Here is a 15,290-nt window from a genome sequence, read left to right as displayed (position 1 = left end):
AGAGGGCCGAGCCTGAAATAGTTCCCGACGATGTTCGACATCCCTAGACTCCCCGTGATGGGGGTAACTCGGGGGACTACTCATGGGGCTTGGAGTGCCGGAACTCGTACTGGAATCAAACGGACGTACCTGGACGCTCGACCCGTCCAGGTCCTACACCCTCGGACGCGATCCGCAGGGGGACCTCGTGTTCGACGACGCCAGGGTCTCCTGGCGGCACGCCACGATCAGCTTCGACGGCCGCAGTTGGGTCATCGAGGACCACGGCAGTACCAACGGCACCTTCGTGCGGAGCCAGCGGGTCCAGCGGACGGAGGTCGGCCCGGGCTCGGCCGTGCACCTCGGCAACGCGAACGACGGACCGCTGCTGAGCCTGTCCGGCACCGCGGCCGCCGCCGCCCGACCGCAGCCCCAGCAGCAGCCGTACGCGGCGCAGGGCGCGGGCGGCGCCGGCTGGTCCCAGCCGGCGGCTCCGCAACAGTCGGCTCCCCAACAGGACTGGCAGCAGGCCCCGTCGGCGATCCCGCAGCAGCAGGGTGCCCCGGCCATGGCCTCCGGCGGTGGCGCGGGGGCGCCGCCGGTCTACGGCGACCGCAGCCCGACCACGTTCCACCAGTTCTCCATCGGCCGCGTGATGCGCATCGGCCGTGCCCTGGAGAACGAGCTGGTCGTGTCCGACCTGCAGGTCTCGCGCCACCACGCGGAGTTCCACTCCACGCCGGACGGCCGTATGGAGATCCGCGACCTGGGCTCGCACAACGGCACGTACGTCAACGGTGTCGCGATCGCCAAGGGCGGCACCGCGCTGCTCGACGCGAACGACATCGTCGGCGTCGGCCACTCCACCTTCCGGATCGTCGGCGACCGGCTGGAGGAGTTCGTCGACACCGGCGAAGTCTCCTTCTCCGCACGGCACTTGACGGTCACGGTCGACGGCGGCAAGCAGATCCTCAAGGACGTCTCCTTCGGTGTCCCGGAGAAGTCCGTGATCGCGGTCATCGGCCCCTCGGGGTCCGGCAAGTCGACCCTGCTCAAGGCGCTCACCGGCTACCGCCCGGCCAACGAGGGCGAGGTGCTGTACGACAACCGCAACCTCTACAAGCAGTTCGCCGAGCTGCGCCAGCGCATCGGTCTGGTCCCGCAGGACGACATCCTGCACAAGGAGCTGACCGTCAAGAAGGCCCTCAAGTACGCGGCCAAGCTGCGCTTCCCCGCCGACACCACCGGGCAGGAGCGCGACGACCGCATCGACGAGGTGCTGCGCGAGCTGAAGCTCGACATCCACAAGGACAAGAAGGTCACGTCCCTGTCGGGCGGCCAGCGCAAGCGGGTCTCGGTGGCCCTGGAGCTGCTCACCAAGCCGTCGCTGATCTTCCTCGACGAGCCCACCTCGGGCCTCGACCCGGGCATGGACCGCGATGTCATGCAGCTGCTGCGCGGCCTCGCCGACGACGGCCGTACGGTCCTCGTCGTCACCCACTCGGTGGCCGAGCTGGCGCTGTGCGACAAGCTCCTGGTGATGGCGCCGGGCGGTGCGGTCGCCTACTTCGGCCCGCCCGAGGAGGCACTGAACTTCTTCGGCTACGACACCTGGGCCGATGTCTTCTCCGCCTTCGAGAACTACCGTGACTACGACTGGGCGGGCCGCTGGAAGGGCTCGCAGCACTACCAGATGTACGCCGCGGACATCGACGCCATTGCCCCGCAGTCCGTACAGATGCCCGCGATGCAGGCGATGCGGCCGAAGAAGCCGCAGAGCTGGGGGTCGCAGCTGCTGACCCTCATCCGGAGGTATGTGTCGGTCATCGCCTCGGACAAGGGGTTCCTGGCGCTGACGGTGATCCTGCCGGCGGTGCTCGGCGCGGTCAGCCTGCTGATCGACAGCGACAAGGGTCTGCTGGTCAACCCGGTGAGCTCGAAGACCGGGGTGCCCGTCCCGAACGGCACGGCGACGACGGTCCTGCTGATCCTCGCCGTCGGCGCCTGTTTCGCGGGCGCCGCGAACTCCGTGCGTGAGCTGATCAAGGAACGGGTCATCTACGAACGGGAGCGGGCGACCGGCCTGTCCCGGTCGGCGTATCTGATGTCCAAGGTGGTCGTGCTCGGCGTGATCACCGTGCTGCAGGGCCTGATGGTCGGCCTGATCGGCTTCTCCAGCCGCGAGATCCCGGGTGAGGGCGTGGTCCTCGGCCACTCCACCCTGTTGGAGCTGTGTATCCCGATCATGGGGCTCGGCTTCACCTCGATGATGTTCGGCCTGGTCATCTCCTCGCTGGTGAAGACCTCCGAGAAGACCATGCCGCTGCTGGTGATGTTCGCGATCATCCAGGTCGTCTTCACCGGCTGCCTGTTCAACCTGAACGGAGCGGTCGGCGTCAACCAGGTCTCGTACCTGATGCCGTCCCGCTGGGCGGTGGGCGCCGACGGCGCCACGCTGGACTTCAACAACATCGCGCCCAACACCGACGACCCGACCAACACGGACCCGCTGTGGAACCACACGGCCGGCGCCTGGACCATGGACATGGCCGCGCTGATCGTCCTCGGGGTGATCTGCGGCTTCCTGGTGGCCCGCTTCCTGCGCCGCCACGAGCCCGAGGTCATGCGCAAGTAGTCGCCCGTACGACGCCGAAGGGCGGCGCCCCGCAGTGGGGTGCCGCCCTTCGGCGTGTGCGTGAAGAGGTCCGCGCAGGCCTCAGTACGCGCTGTTGACGTTGTCGATCGAGCCGTACCGGTTGGCCGCGTAGTTGGCGGCGGCGGTGATGTTGGCTACCGGGTCGTAGATGTTCCAGGACGTGCCGTTGACGTGGTACGTGGCGAAGGTCGGCGGGATGACCTGGAGCAGGCCCTTGGACGGAACGCCGTTGATGGCGTTGATGTCCCAGTTGTTGATGGCGTTCGGGTTGCCGGACGACTCCCGCATGATGTTGCGGTGCAGGCCGTTGTAGGAGCCCGGGATGCCCTTGGCCTTCATGATGTCGAGGGACTGGCGGATCCAGCCGTCGAGGGTGTTCGAGTAGGTCTTCGCGGCGACCTGCTGGATCTGCGGGCGCAGCGCGGACCGGCTCGCGGCCTGCTTGGCGGCGTGCTTCACGTGGGCGGCGTGGGCGGCCTGCTTGGCGGCTGCCTCGACGTGCTTCACGTGGGCGGCGTGTGCGGCCTTGACCTTGGCGGTGTGGGCCGCGTGGGCCTTCTTCACGTGCGCCGTGTGGGCCGCGTGCGCCGCCTGGACCTTCTTGACGTGAGCCGCGTGCAGGGCGTGCGCCTGCTTCACGTGGGCCAGGTGCCGGGTGTGGGGCGTGGCCGCCTTCTTCTTGGCGGCGATCGCCTCGACCTTGACGTTCTGGAACGCGAGCTGGTCGGTGACCGTGCCCTTGACGTCCTTGATCTGCTCCGTGCCGTAGGCCACCTGGGCCGCGGCCTGGGGGGACCCGGCCGCGACGGTCTCCGCGCTGCTGGGCACGGCGGAGAAGGCGAGGGCGGCGGCGCCGAGCGTGGCGACACCGGCGAGCGCGATCTTGTGATGCTTGGTCAGCGTGGGACTGTGAGAGTGCTTGGGCATAGCAGTGGACCTCTTCGAATAGCGCGGAGGTCGCTCGTTGTCCGTGGGGGAGACCGGCTCCTCCTGCACGAACACCGCGGGGGGAACCCGCGGTGCCGAGCGACGGGAGCCATTGTTAGCGGCCGCAAAATTCCCTGGCAAAGGTGTGACGTACGATCCCCGGTAGTAGCGCCCGGAAGGGCAAAACGGGACAGACTAGGCAGTCTGCCCCGTTCATCGTGGGAGCCTTTATCTCCTATGTCCGTTCGTACGTGATGTGCGCCCTATGTGCGGCCTCACATCGGCCGCATATGAATCTCACCCGGAGTTGCTGGCGCAATGCTCTGTGTGAGGCTCCTCCTCCGGGAGGATGAGGTGCACGTCCCCGAACTCGTGCCACAGGTAGAGCCCGCGCAGCGCCTCCTCGTAGCTGCGGTCGACGGCGGCCCGTCCCGCGACCGCCTCCAGCATCAGCAGATGCGAGGCCTCCGGCTCGTGCAGCCCGGTCAGCAGCCCGTCCACCACCCGCACCCCGCGCTCGGGCGTCACGACGAGCTCCGTCCACCCCTCGGCCGCCCGCACCACCCCGTCGGCGCCCGCGGCCGACTCCACGGCCCGCACGGCGGTCGTCCCGACGGCGACGACCCGCCGGCCACCCGCCCTGGCCGCGTTGATCAGCCGCGCCGACGCCGCCGGCACGGCGAAACGTTCCGCGTACGGCGGCTCGTGCGCCTCCGCCGACGACACCCCCGTGTGCAGCGTGATCGGCGCGAACTGCACACCCCGGCTCACCAGCTCCGCCACCAGCCGCGCGGTGAAGGGCCGTGCCGCACTCGGCATCTCCGCACTCCCGGACCCGTCGGCCGAGGGCAGCGCGAACACCGTCTGGTACACCGACAACGGCTGGTCCCGCTCCGTATAGGAGTAACGAATGGGCCGCCCGTGCTCCCGCAGCATCCCCGGCACGTTCCCCGAGACCCGCGCCCACCACAGCCGCTCGCCCCGCGCACTCAGCGGCTCCGCCAGGACCAGCCGCCCGCCCCCGGGCAGCCGTACCTCGCTCCCCGCGTACGCGCCCGCACGCGCGCGTGTCGTCCCCGTGTCGTCCGGCTCCCGCAGCTCGACCGCCCAGCGGCCGTCGTCCCCGCGCGTGGAGAAGTGCACCACCACGCGCGCGTGCCCGATCCGCCCGTCCACGGCGGCCGCCAGCGTCGGCGAGGTGTTCACCACCAGCAGGTCCCCGGCCCGCAGCAGCACCGGCAGCTCGGCGAAGGCGTGATGCGACACCGCCGTCCCGCGCGACACCAGCAGCCGTACGGCATCCCGCTCAAGACCCGGCCCGCGCTGCTCGGCCGGCACCCGCGCGGACAGTTCCTCCGGCACCCGCAGAGCCGTCGTCATCGCCCCGCCACCAGAGCCGGCGCCCCGTACCGCCCGCTCGCCGGCCGCTCGTCGAGCAACCGCAGGAACGCCGGTACGACGCTCTCCGGTGCCGGCCGTGGATCGTCGTCGTCCGGTACCGCCGCCGCGTACAGGCCGGTCGCCATGTCCCCGGGATCCACCGCCCACACCCGCAGCCCCGGCTCCTCCACGCCGAGCACGGCCGCCAGCTGGTCCAGGGCCGCCTTCGAGGCGCCGTAGCCGCCCCACGTCTCGTACGCCTCCGCGCCCGCGTCCGAGCTCACCGCGATCACCGCCCCCGCCGCCGACTCCCGCAGCAGCGGCAGCGCCTCCTGGACCAGGCCCAGCGCGGCCACCACATTCACCTCCAGCGCCCGGCGCAGCCCCGCAAGGGGCAGCTCACCGAGGCGCACCAGCGGCTCGGCACCCAGCGCGCTGGCATTGCTCACCAGCAGGTCAAGGCCGCCCAGCCGACGCGCGGCCGCCACCAGCTCGGCCCGGTGCCCGGCGTCCGTGACATCGCCGGGCAGCGCCGCCACCCGTGTCCCCGGCCCCGCGACGGCCTCCGCCGCCTCCTTCAGAGCCCCGGCGCCCCTGGCGTCCAGCACCAGGTCCCAGCCGCGCGCGGCCAGCGCCTCCGCCAGCGCCCGCCCCAGCCCCTTCGACGCCCCCGTGATGATCGCTACCGGCATGACAACCGTCCCCTCGGCTCCGTCCGCCTCCGTCGGCGGTGAACTCAACCTAGGAACCGCACCGCCCCGGCCGCCTCGGACGCGGGCCGCAATCCGGCGGGGCCCTTCGGACTACGCCGCCGGTCCGGGGCCTGCGCCCTAGGACCCGGGTCCTACGGCCATCGGCCCGGGTCCCGCCACCATCGGCCGATCCGCGCTGTCACACCCCGCCGGTACCGTGAGGGCATGAGTCAAGGTCCCCGGTCCGGCCTCGCCGCGGTCAGCTCCGCGCTGCTGGCCATGAGCAGGCACCTGGAGGTGCGCGACGTCCTCAAGACGATCGTCGCCTCCGCCCGTGAGCTGCTCGACGCGCAGTACGCCGCGCTCGGGGTCCCCGACGACCACGGCGGCTTCGCCCAGTTCGTCGTCGACGGCGTCACCGACGCCCAGTGGAAGGCCATCGGCCCGCTCCCGCGCCAGCACGGCATCCTCGCCGCGATGCTCCACGAGGCGAAGGTCGAGCGGCTGGCCGACGTCCGCAAGGACCCCCGCTTCGAGGGCTGGCCCTCGGCCCACCCCGAGATGTCCGATTTCCTGGGCCTGCCGATCCGGGACGGCGACGAGATCATCGGCGCGCTGTTCCTGGCGAACAAGGTGCGCCCGGTGGAGGCAGGCTCCCCACACCCCCCGTGCCCCGAGCCCGAGGGCAGGTGCGGCTTCACCGCGGAGGACGAGGAACTGCTCTCCATCCTCGCCCAGCACGCCGCGATCGCCCTCACCAACGCCCGCCTCTACGAGCGCAGCCGCGAGCTGACCATCGCCGAGGAACGCTCCCGGCTCGCCCACGAGCTGCACGACGCGGTGAGCCAGAAACTGTTCTCCCTGCGCCTGACCGCCCAGGCCGCCGCCGCCCTGGTCGACCGCGACCCCTCCCGCGCCAAGGGCGAGATGCAGCAGGTGGCCGCGCTCGCCGCCGAGGCCACCGACGAACTGCGCGCGGCCGTCGTGGAGCTGCGCCCCGCCGCCCTCGACGAGGACGGCCTGGTCGCCACCCTCCGCACCCAGGTCCAGGTCCTCGACCGCGCCCACGGCGCGCGCGTGACCTTCGCCGCCAGCGGCTTCCGCGCCCTGCCCGCGGCCCAGGAGGAGGCACTGCTCCGGGTGGCCCAGGAAGCCCTGCACAACGCCCTGCGGCACTCCGGTGCCGAGCACGTCGACGTGACCGTGAACCGGCGCGGCGCCGGGGCCGTGCTGCGGGTCACGGACGACGGCAGCGGCTTCGACCCGCACCTCACCCGCAGTGCCGGACGCCACCTCGGCCTGGTCTCCATGCGGGACCGGGCGAGCGGGGTCGGCGGCACGCTGACCGTGGAATCGGCGCCCGGCAAGGGCACCACGATCGAGATGGAGGCCCCCGGTGGCTGACACGATCAGGGTCCTGCTCGTGGACGACCACCAGGTCGTCCGGCGGGGCCTGCGCACCTTCCTGGAGGTCCAGGACGACATAGAGGTCGTCGGCGAGGCCGCCGACGGCGCCGAAGGGGTCGAGCGCGCCCAGGAGCTGAGCCCCGACGTCGTCCTCATGGACGTCAAGATGCCCGGCATGGACGGCGTGGAGGCCCTGCGCAAACTCCGCGAACTCGACAACCCCGCGCGCGTGCTCATCGTCACCAGCTTCACCGAGCAGCGCACGGTGGTCCCGGCCCTGCGCGCCGGCGCCGCCGGGTACGTCTACAAGGACGTCGATCCCGACGCGCTCGCCACCGCCATCCGCTCGGTGTACGCCGGACACGTCCTGCTCCAGCCCGAGGTGGCCGGCGCCCTGCTCTCCCAGGAGGAGGCCAACTCCGGCCAGGGCAGGGGCGGTTCGCTCACCGAGCGGGAGCGCGAGGTGCTCGGGCTGATCGCCGACGGCCGCTCCAACCGCGAGATAGCCCGCGCCCTGGTGCTCTCCGAGAAGACCGTCAAGACGCACGTCTCGAACATCCTGATGAAACTCGACCTCGCCGACCGCACCCAGGCCGCCCTGTGGGCCGTACGCCATGGCGTGACCGGCTGAAACGTCCTCCGTAACGCTTCACCGACGGCAACATGAAGGGTCGTCCTACGGGCTGAGATTCATACCGTCGTGGGAATGTCACCCGGACGGCGCATCCTCTCCCGGCCACCGGCGTTCTTCAGTGCGTGCCGCGGCGATCGCCGCGGCGATCGCCAAGGAGGGCTCAAGAAGTGAAGAACCTGAAGAAGGCAGCGGCCGTGACGATGGTGGCCGGCGGGATCATGGCCGCGGGCGCGGGGATGGCCTCCGCCCACACCGGTGGCTCGCACGCCGACGGCCAGGCCCAGGGCTCTCCGGGCGTCGTCTCGGGCAACGTCATCCAGGCCCCGGTACACATCCCGGTCAACGCCGTCGGCAACAGCGTCAACGTCATCGGCGTGCTGAACCCCGCCTTCGGCAACCTCGGCCTCAACCACTGAGACCGCGCCGCACGGCGGCATCGACCTCCGGCCTTCCGGGCGCCCCCGGAAGGCCGGTCGGCTTTTACTTCCAACGACTCTTACGGCCAATGATCCGAATGGGCAGTCAGGGTCCGGCGCCCCGTACCACCGAGGACCCCTCCGGCGTTGATCAGCGCGCGGCCCAGGGCCGGGTCGGACACGCACACGCAGGAGGAACCCTTCCCATGAACATCGCCAAGAAGGCCGCCGTCGCCCTCACCGTCGCCGGTATCGCAGCGGGCGCCTCCGCCGGTGCCGCCGTCGCCGACGCGGTTGCCGACGGCGACGCTGTCGCCTCCCCGGGCGTCGCTTCCGGCCTGGTCGCCCAGATCCCGGCCAACGTCCCGGTCAACGTCAGCGGTCTCTCCGCCAACGTGGTCGGCCTCCTGAACCCCGCGTTCGGCAACACCGCGGTCAACAAGTAGGACCGGCGCCACCGTCGAGGGCTACGCCGTCCGGCGTAGCCCTCGGGCGTTCTAACGCCCCCGCTCGCGCTCCTCCACCACCGAGTTGTACGCCGCCACCTGCGCCCGCCGGGCCGTCCGCTCCACCGGCCGCAGGGCCAGCGACCGCGCCGCCATCTCCGACGCGCTCACCGCGCCCCCGTGCCCGTTCTCGTAGGCCAGCGAGATCAGCAATCCGACCCGCTGCGCCAACTCGAGGACCCGCACCGCCCGAGGGGGATACCCGGGAGCCAGTACCTCCCGCCCCCGCTCGGCCCGCGCCCGGTACGCGTCGATCGCCGCCTCCGCCACCGGACCCGACCCGGCCACATCCAGCTTCGACAGCATCTCCGTCGCGTCCCTGAGCGCCTCCGCCAGCTCCCGCTCGGCCTCGCCCAGCGAGGGCACGTCCGCGGGCGGCGCCTCCCGCACCGGCAGCACATGCCAGACCACCTCGACATGCACATCACCGGCGGGACCGGCCTCGTACACCTCCGGCACCAGCCCGAACGCGGTGCCGTAACCGATCACGGCCTCCTCGGCCTCCAGTGCCCGCGCGTTGAACTCCGGCGGACCACTCAGCCCCAGCGGATGCCCCGACGCCGGCAGTGCGACCCGCAGCCCGGTCGCCCCCAGCGACCGCAGCCGCCCCAGCGCCAGCGTGAGTCCGACCGGAGCGGACTCCCCGGGCAGCCCCTCCACCCGATGCACCGTGTCCTCGCCGACGATGGCGAGCACGGCGTCATCCGGGGAGACAAGTCCGGCCAACAGGGCATTTCCCCAAGCTGCAAGGCGTCCTGAACGCGGTTCCGAAAGCATGCCTCCACCCTAAGGACCGGACCGATGGAATGGAGCGACGCACTCGTGGCGTAGATTTCATAAGGGCCGCGCCCACCGGCGCCGCCGCCCGAGCCACAGGCGTACGCGCCAGCCGAGACCGGCCACACTGCAAGGGGAGACAACGCGCTCATGAGCGATGTTCTGGAGCTTCAGGACGTATCCGTGGTCCGGGAGGGCCGGGCTCTGGTGGACCAGGTCTCCTGGTCGGTGAAGGAGGGCGAGCGCTGGGTCATCCTCGGCCCCAACGGCGCCGGCAAGACCACCCTCCTGAACATCGCCTCCAGCTACCTCTTCCCCAGCAAGGGCACCGCCACCATCCTCGGCGACACCCTCGGCAAGGTCGACGTCTTCGACCTGCGCCCCCGCATCGGCGTGGCCGGCATCGCCATGGCCGAGAAGCTCCCCAAGCGTCAGACCGTCCTGGAGACCGTACTCACCGCCGCCTACGGCATGACCGCCCACTGGCAGGAGGAGTACGACGAGGTCGACGAGCAGCGCGCCCGCGCCTTCCTCGACCGCCTCGGCATGACCGACTACGTGGACCGGAAGTTCGGCACCCTCTCCGAGGGCGAGCGCAAGCGCACCCTGATCGCCCGCGCCCTGATGACCGACCCCGAGCTGCTGCTGCTCGACGAGCCCGCCGCCGGCCTCGACCTCGGCGGCCGCGAGGACCTGGTCCGCCGCCTCGGCCGGCTCGCCCGCGACCCGATCGCCCCCTCCATGATCATGGTCACCCACCATGTCGAGGAGATCGCCCCCGGCTTCACCCACGTCCTGATGATCCGCCAGGGCAAGGTCCTCACCGCCGGCCCCCTGGAGCTCGAACTCTCCTCCCGCAACCTCTCCCTCTGCTTCGGCCTCCCGCTCGTCGTCGAACAGCTCGGCGACCGCTGGACGGCCCACGGACTCCCCCTGTCCTGAGGGGCCTTGACGGGTCCTGACGGGCGTTCCGCCCCGGGAAAGCGCCCTGTCGGGGTCGGCACCCGCGGCCCTACCATGACAATGTGAACAGCATCGACGCATGGGTGTGGTGGCTCGTCGGCGCGGCGGCGCTCGGAATCCCGCTCGTGGTGACCGCGATGCCGGAATTCGGCATGTTCGCGGTCGGCGCGCTGGCCGCCGCGGCCACCGCCGGACTCGGCGCGGGCGTCGTGCTCCAGGTCTTCGTCTTCGTCGTCGTCTCCGTCGCCCTGATCGCCGTCGTACGGCCCATCGCGGCCAGGCACGCCGCCCAGCGACCCCAACTCGCCACGGGCATAGACGCGTTGAAGGGCAAGCAGGCCGTCGTACTGGAACGCGTCGACGGCTCCGGCGGCCGGATCAAGCTGGCCGGCGAGGTCTGGTCGGCACGCTCGCTCGACACCGGGCGCGCCTACGAAGCCGGAGAGGAAGTGGATGTCGTGGAGATCGAGGGGGCCACGGCCATCGTCATCTGACCTCGTACGACGCAACTCAGCGGAAGGACTCCCGAGTTGGGCGAGGGTCTGTCATGCTCGTCCAGCAAGATCTTCAACAACCATAAGATCTGCCGAGCGCCGAGGCGGAGAAGGGTACGGGGAGCGACGATGGAACCGGTCATCATCGTCCTGGTCATTCTGGTGGTGTTGGTCTTCATCGCCTTGATCAAGACGATCCAAGTCATCCCACAGGCAAGCGCCGCCATCGTGGAGCGCTTCGGCCGCTACACGCGGACCCTGAACGCGGGTCTGAACATCGTGGTGCCGTTCATAGACACCATCCGCAACCGCATCGACCTGCGTGAACAGGTCGTACCGTTCCCGCCCCAGCCGGTGATCACCCAGGACAACCTGGTCGTGAACATCGACACGGTCATCTACTACCAGGTCACCGACGCGCGAGCGGCCACCTACGAGGTCGCCAGCTACATCCAGGCCATCGAGCAGCTCACGGTCACCACGCTCCGCAACATCATCGGCGGCATGGACCTGGAGCGCACCCTGACCTCCCGCGAGGAGATCAACGCGGCCCTGCGCGGCGTCCTCGACGAGGCCACCGGCAAGTGGGGCATCCGCGTCAACCGCGTCGAACTCAAGGCGATCGAGCCGCCGACCTCCATCCAGGACTCGATGGAGAAGCAGATGCGCGCCGACCGTGACAAGCGCGCCGCGATCCTCACCGCGGAAGGTACGCGGCAGGCCGCGATCCTCACCGCCGAAGGTGAGAAGCAGTCCCAGATCCTGCGCGCCGAGGGTGAGGCCAAGGCGGCCGCCCTGCGCGCCGAGGGTGAGGCCCAGGCGGTCCGCACGGTCTTCGAGGCGATCCACGCCGGCGACCCGGACCAGAAGCTCCTCTCCTACCAGTACCTCCAGATGCTCCCGAAGATCGCCGAGGGCGACGCCAACAAGCTCTGGATCGTCCCCAGCGAGATCGGCGACGCCCTCAAGGGCCTGTCCGGCGCGATGGGCAACTTCGGCAACCTGGGCGGCGGTTCGGGCGGCAGCGGCAGCGGCAGCGTCCCGGCCCAGGAACGCCGCGAGAAGCCGAACATCGACTGACGGTTCCTGAAGACAAACGTTCCCCGTGCCCACCTTTTCAGGGGCGCGGGGAACTGCGCGAGCAGCCACGAACGACCTGAGGCCGCCCGCCGGACTCAGCCAGGCAGACGACTAGGCCGCAACATCTCCGGACAGCCACTCAGGAAGCGCCGCCAAATCCTCCGCCCCCATCGCCAGCAGCATCGCATCCTGCGGCGAAGGCTCGAACGGCCTCCGAAGCAACGGCATCCCCGCCTGCTCAGGCGTCCGGTCCGCCTTGCGGTGATTGTCCTCCGCGCACGAGGCCACCGTGTTCAGCCAGGAGTCCTGACCGCCCTGGGCCCGCGGCACCACGTGGTCGACGGTCGTCGCCCGCCGCCCGCAGTAGGCACACCGGTGCCGGTCCCTGACCAGCACCCCACGCCGCGACCAGGGCGCCTGTCTCCGGAACGGCACCCGTACATACCTGCAGAGCCTGATCACCCGAGGCGCAGGTATGTCCACATCGGCACCGCGCATGCGCAGTTCGGGGTGGGCCTGCTCGACGACGGCCTTGTCCTGGAGCACCAGGACGACGGCTCGGTTCAAAGTCACCGTAGACAGCGGCTCGAAGCTCGCGTTCAGCACCAGCGTGTCACGCATCCAGCCCACCTCCCATGTGCACCGTGCCCACCCCCGGCGGGCTTGGATCAACTCTGGACGGGCGCGCCGAGATGGACAACGCAATAAAAACTGCCCGCCCCTGATCACTTCCAAGACCAGGGACGGGCAAACGTTCAATGAACGCTTGGCTGATTTCGCGTGGTGCGTCAGCCCTTCTCGGGGTTCTCGTACTCGCCGATCAACTGCGCGCGGGCGATCGCGTGGAACCGGAGATTGAACCCGACGACGGCAGGCGACACATCGGCGTCCGGGCCGAGCTTCTCCTGGTCCACCGCGTACACCGTGAAGACGTACCGGTGCGGGCCGTCCCCGGGCGGCGGCGCGGCACCGCCGAAGTCCTTCGACCCGTAGTCGTTGCGCACCTGTACGGCGCCCTCGGGCAGGCCCTCGAACTTCCCGCTGCCCGCGCCTGCCGGCAGCTCGGTCACCGAGGCCGGAATGTCGAACACGGTCCAGTGCCAGAACCCGCTCCCTGTCGGGGCGTCCGGGTCGTAGCAGGTCACGGCGAAGCTCTTGGTCCCGGCCGGGAAGCCCTCCCACCGCAGCTGCGGCGAGGTGTTGCCCTTCGCGTAGACCTGAGCGTCCTTGAGCGTCGCCCCTTCCTCGACGTCCTCGCTCGTCACCGTGAACGACGGGACGGGCGGGTGGAAGTCATGGGGGAGAGGCCGCCGCTTGAGCTCGGTCACCTCGGTACCTCCTGATCGATACTGATCGCTTACGGAAGCCGTAACGGACTCCGTGGTTCCCGAGCCTAGAACCAGTTGCGCTTGCTGCCGACCTCGGACAGCCACTGGTTGAGATAAGCCGCCCAGTCGGTCCCCTGGAAGTCGTGCAGACCCACCTGGAACGACCGGAAGGTGTCACTGCCCTCGCTGAAGAGCCCCGGCTTCTTGTCCATTTCGAGGATGACGTCCATGGCGTGCTCGTCCGCCACGAAGCTCAGCTCGACCTGGTGCAGACCCCGGTACTGGGACGGCGGGTGGAACTCGACCTCCTGGTAGAACGGCAGCGTCTGCCGGGTCCCCCGGATGTGACCTTGCTCCAGGTCCGCGTTCTTGAAGCGGAAGCCCAGCTGGATGAAGGCGTCCAGGACCGCCTTCTGCGCCGGCAGCGGGTGCACGTTGATCGGGTCCAGGTCACCGGAGTCCACGGCACGCGCGATCTCCAGCTCGGTGGTCACCCCGATGTGCATCCCGCGCAGCGCCTGCCCGTCGATCATCGTGACCGGCGTCTCCCACGGGATCTCCAGCCCGAACGGCACCGCGTGCACCGCCCCGGCCTGAAGCTCGAAGGCACCGCCGAGCCGCACCTTGCCGAAGTCGACGTTCTGCTTGTACTCCTCGTCGCCGCGCTCCACCTCGACCCGCGCCTGAAGACCCACGCACAGCCCCTGGATCTCCTGGTTCACCGAGCCGCCCTGGATCCGCACCTCGCCCTGGACGACACCGCCCGGCACGACGTTGACCTCGGTGAGCACCGTCTCGACGGAAGCCCCACCGGCCCCCAGGCTCGCGAGCAGCTTCTTGAACCCCATGACTCTCCCTTTACGTACGGACCCTTGATCCCTACAAACGCGATCCGGCCGCGACCGGTTCCGGCCCACACCCTGGCAAGGAGACGAATCCTTGACCACCCCTTGGCACGCCCGGCCTGGACTAGGCTCGGACGCCATGATCGCGCCCCCGGACCGTACGCCACTCCCCAGGGACTTCTTCGACCGCCCTGTACTGGAGGTCGCCCCCGACCTCCTCGGCCGCATCCTCCTCCGCACCACCCCGGACGGTCCGATCGCGGTGCGCCTCACGGAGGTGGAGGCGTACGACGGCCCGAACGACCCGGGGTCGCACGCCTATCGCGGCCACACACCCCGCAACGGGGTGATGTTCGGTCCACCCGGACACGTGTACGTCTACTTCACCTACGGCATGTGGTTCTGCATGAACCTCGTCTGTGGCCCAGAGGGCAGGGCGAGTGCGGTCCTGCTCCGCGCTGGCGAGATCGTCGAGGGCGCCGAGCTCGCACGCAAACGTCGGCTTTCGGCCCGATATGACAGAGAACTGGCCAAAGGCCCGGCCCGCCTGGCCACTGCCCTGGGCGTCGACCGGGCCCTGGACGGCACGGACGCGTGCGCCGCCGGCGAGACACCCCTGCGGATGCTGACCGGCACCCCCGTGCCTCCCGACCAGGTCCGGAACGGTCCACGCACCGGAGTCGCCGGCGAGGGAGGCAATGGCGACGTCCATCCCTGGCGGTACTGGATTGCCGATGACCCGACGGTCAGCCCCTATAGGGCCCATGCGCCCCGGCGCCGCTCAAGTTGACGCGTCCCTGGAAGGTGCGTAACGTAGCCCGAGCCGCTTGAACCGGGTACGGCATTCGCCAGCAGCCGGAAGCGGCCACCCACTACTACGACTTCCCTTGGCGGGGTCGAATTCGTCATGCCCGCATGCCCGAATTCGAACTCATGGAACTCGATTATGAGTCTCGCTGGGAATCGGCTAACGTAGTGAATGTCGAAAGGCCGACAGGCGAAAGCCGGAAAGCCTCAGACAATCCCGCCGACCGGGAATCGGACGCCGAAAGGATCTGATAGAGTCGGAGCCGCCGGAAAGGGAAACGCGAGAGCGGAAACCTGGAAAGCGCCGAGGAAATCGGATCGGAAAACGGTCTGATAGAGTCGGAAACGCAAGACCGAAGGGAAGCCCGGAGGAAAGCCCGAGAGGGTGAGTACAAAGGA

17 protein-coding genes are annotated in these 15,290 nt (G+C 69.9%); 9 read left to right on the top strand and 8 right to left on the bottom strand.

All coding sequences use genetic code 11. The features are described from left to right. Nucleotides 1-82: 82 nt before the first annotated feature. Nucleotides 83-2,614, top strand: a complete 2,532-nt coding sequence (locus tag ACZ5K7_RS43415) for an ABC transporter ATP-binding protein/permease (protein WP_468923119.1) — start codon at nucleotides 83-85, stop codon at nucleotides 2,612-2,614. A gap of 81 nt (nucleotides 2,615-2,695) precedes the next feature. Here the strand turns inward: ACZ5K7_RS43415 and ACZ5K7_RS43410 are convergent, their stop codons facing one another. From ACZ5K7_RS43410 to ACZ5K7_RS43400, 3 genes are all read right to left on the bottom strand, one after another. Beyond that, nucleotides 2,696-3,562, bottom strand: a complete 867-nt coding sequence (locus tag ACZ5K7_RS43410) for a transglycosylase SLT domain-containing protein (protein ID WP_351694587.1) — start codon at nucleotides 3,560-3,562, stop codon at nucleotides 2,696-2,698. 297 nt (nucleotides 3,563-3,859) lie between these two features. Further along, nucleotides 3,860-4,942 (bottom strand): S-adenosylmethionine:tRNA ribosyltransferase-isomerase, encoded by a 1,083-nt coding sequence (locus ACZ5K7_RS43405; RefSeq protein WP_468923116.1) that lies wholly within the window; start codon nucleotides 4,940-4,942, stop codon nucleotides 3,860-3,862. Then, on the bottom strand, nucleotides 4,939-5,634 hold the full coding sequence (locus ACZ5K7_RS43400; protein WP_468923113.1) for an SDR family NAD(P)-dependent oxidoreductase: 696 nt from the start codon (nucleotides 5,632-5,634) through the stop codon (nucleotides 4,939-4,941). Before ACZ5K7_RS43400 ends, ACZ5K7_RS43405 begins: the two co-directional genes overlap by 4 nt. Before the next feature lie 225 nt (nucleotides 5,635-5,859). Between ACZ5K7_RS43400 and ACZ5K7_RS43395 the strand changes: the two genes are divergently transcribed. From ACZ5K7_RS43395 to ACZ5K7_RS43380, 4 genes are all read left to right on the top strand, one after another. Beyond that, a complete protein-coding gene (locus tag ACZ5K7_RS43395) occupies nucleotides 5,860-7,038 on the top strand; it encodes a GAF domain-containing sensor histidine kinase (protein ID WP_351694581.1) in 1,179 nt (392 codons plus the stop codon). After that, the gene (locus ACZ5K7_RS43390) at nucleotides 7,031-7,672 is read left to right on the top strand and encodes a response regulator transcription factor (protein ID WP_351694579.1); all 642 of its coding nucleotides are present in this window, start codon (nucleotides 7,031-7,033) and stop codon (nucleotides 7,670-7,672) included. Before ACZ5K7_RS43395 ends, ACZ5K7_RS43390 begins: the two co-directional genes overlap by 8 nt. 170 nt (nucleotides 7,673-7,842) lie before the next feature. Further along, nucleotides 7,843-8,091 (top strand): chaplin, encoded by a 249-nt coding sequence (locus tag ACZ5K7_RS43385; RefSeq protein WP_351694577.1) that lies wholly within the window; start codon nucleotides 7,843-7,845, stop codon nucleotides 8,089-8,091. A gap of 206 nt (nucleotides 8,092-8,297) precedes the next feature. After that, nucleotides 8,298-8,537 carry a chaplin gene (locus ACZ5K7_RS43380; RefSeq protein ID WP_351694575.1) on the top strand — a complete coding sequence of 80 codons (240 nt, stop codon included), beginning with the start codon at nucleotides 8,298-8,300 and terminating at the stop codon, nucleotides 8,535-8,537. A 51-nt stretch (nucleotides 8,538-8,588) separates the two neighbouring features. Here ACZ5K7_RS43380 and ACZ5K7_RS43375 read toward each other — a convergent pair whose 3' ends face one another. Further along, nucleotides 8,589-9,374, bottom strand: a complete 786-nt coding sequence (locus ACZ5K7_RS43375; protein ID WP_351694573.1) for a hypothetical protein — start codon at nucleotides 9,372-9,374, stop codon at nucleotides 8,589-8,591. Between the two features lie 150 nt (nucleotides 9,375-9,524). On the opposite strand from ACZ5K7_RS43375, the gene ACZ5K7_RS43370 reads away from it, so the two are divergent. The 3 genes from ACZ5K7_RS43370 (at nucleotide 9,525) to ACZ5K7_RS43360 (ending at nucleotide 11,911) form a co-directional block, all read left to right on the top strand. Continuing rightward, nucleotides 9,525-10,316: an ABC transporter ATP-binding protein gene (locus ACZ5K7_RS43370; RefSeq protein ID WP_351694571.1), complete on the top strand. Its 792-nt coding sequence runs from the start codon at nucleotides 9,525-9,527 to the stop codon at nucleotides 10,314-10,316. An 83-nt stretch (nucleotides 10,317-10,399) separates the two neighbouring features. Continuing rightward, complete coding sequence (locus tag ACZ5K7_RS43365; RefSeq protein WP_468923104.1) at nucleotides 10,400-10,831, top strand: NfeD family protein; 432 nt, start codon at nucleotides 10,400-10,402, stop codon at nucleotides 10,829-10,831. Nucleotides 10,832-10,960: 129 nt separating this feature from the next. Further along, complete coding sequence (locus tag ACZ5K7_RS43360; RefSeq protein ID WP_351694569.1) at nucleotides 10,961-11,911, top strand: SPFH domain-containing protein; 951 nt, start codon at nucleotides 10,961-10,963, stop codon at nucleotides 11,909-11,911. Between the two features lie 111 nt (nucleotides 11,912-12,022). Here the strand turns inward: ACZ5K7_RS43360 and ACZ5K7_RS43355 are convergent, their stop codons facing one another. The 3 genes from ACZ5K7_RS43355 to ACZ5K7_RS43345 all read right to left on the bottom strand — a co-directional run bounded on the left by ACZ5K7_RS43355 (nucleotide 12,023) and on the right by ACZ5K7_RS43345 (nucleotide 14,087). Continuing rightward, nucleotides 12,023-12,532, bottom strand: a complete 510-nt coding sequence (locus ACZ5K7_RS43355; protein ID WP_351694568.1) for an HNH endonuclease — start codon at nucleotides 12,530-12,532, stop codon at nucleotides 12,023-12,025. 167 nt (nucleotides 12,533-12,699) lie between these two features. Then, entirely contained in the window at nucleotides 12,700-13,239 is a 540-nt protein-coding gene (locus ACZ5K7_RS43350) for a YbhB/YbcL family Raf kinase inhibitor-like protein (RefSeq protein ID WP_351694567.1), read from the bottom strand. A gap of 65 nt (nucleotides 13,240-13,304) precedes the next feature. After that, nucleotides 13,305-14,087, bottom strand: a complete 783-nt coding sequence (locus ACZ5K7_RS43345; protein WP_468923098.1) for a sporulation protein — start codon at nucleotides 14,085-14,087, stop codon at nucleotides 13,305-13,307. Nucleotides 14,088-14,223: 136 nt separating this feature from the next. Between ACZ5K7_RS43345 and ACZ5K7_RS43340 the strand changes: the two genes are divergently transcribed. Beyond that, a complete protein-coding gene (locus tag ACZ5K7_RS43340) occupies nucleotides 14,224-14,874 on the top strand; it encodes a DNA-3-methyladenine glycosylase (RefSeq protein WP_468923095.1) in 651 nt (216 codons plus the stop codon). Nucleotides 14,875-15,098: 224 nt separating this feature from the next. On the opposite strand, the gene ACZ5K7_RS43335 is transcribed toward ACZ5K7_RS43340, so the two are convergent. Then, nucleotides 15,099-15,290 (bottom strand): hypothetical protein (locus ACZ5K7_RS43335; RefSeq protein ID WP_468923092.1); only part of this gene is annotated, 192 nt, incomplete at its 5' end.

The sequence above is a fragment of the Streptomyces sp. NPDC031497 genome (assembly GCF_055580905.1).
Note: the sequence above shows the minus strand (reverse complement) of the source record. Positions and strands in the feature narration are given on the sequence as shown.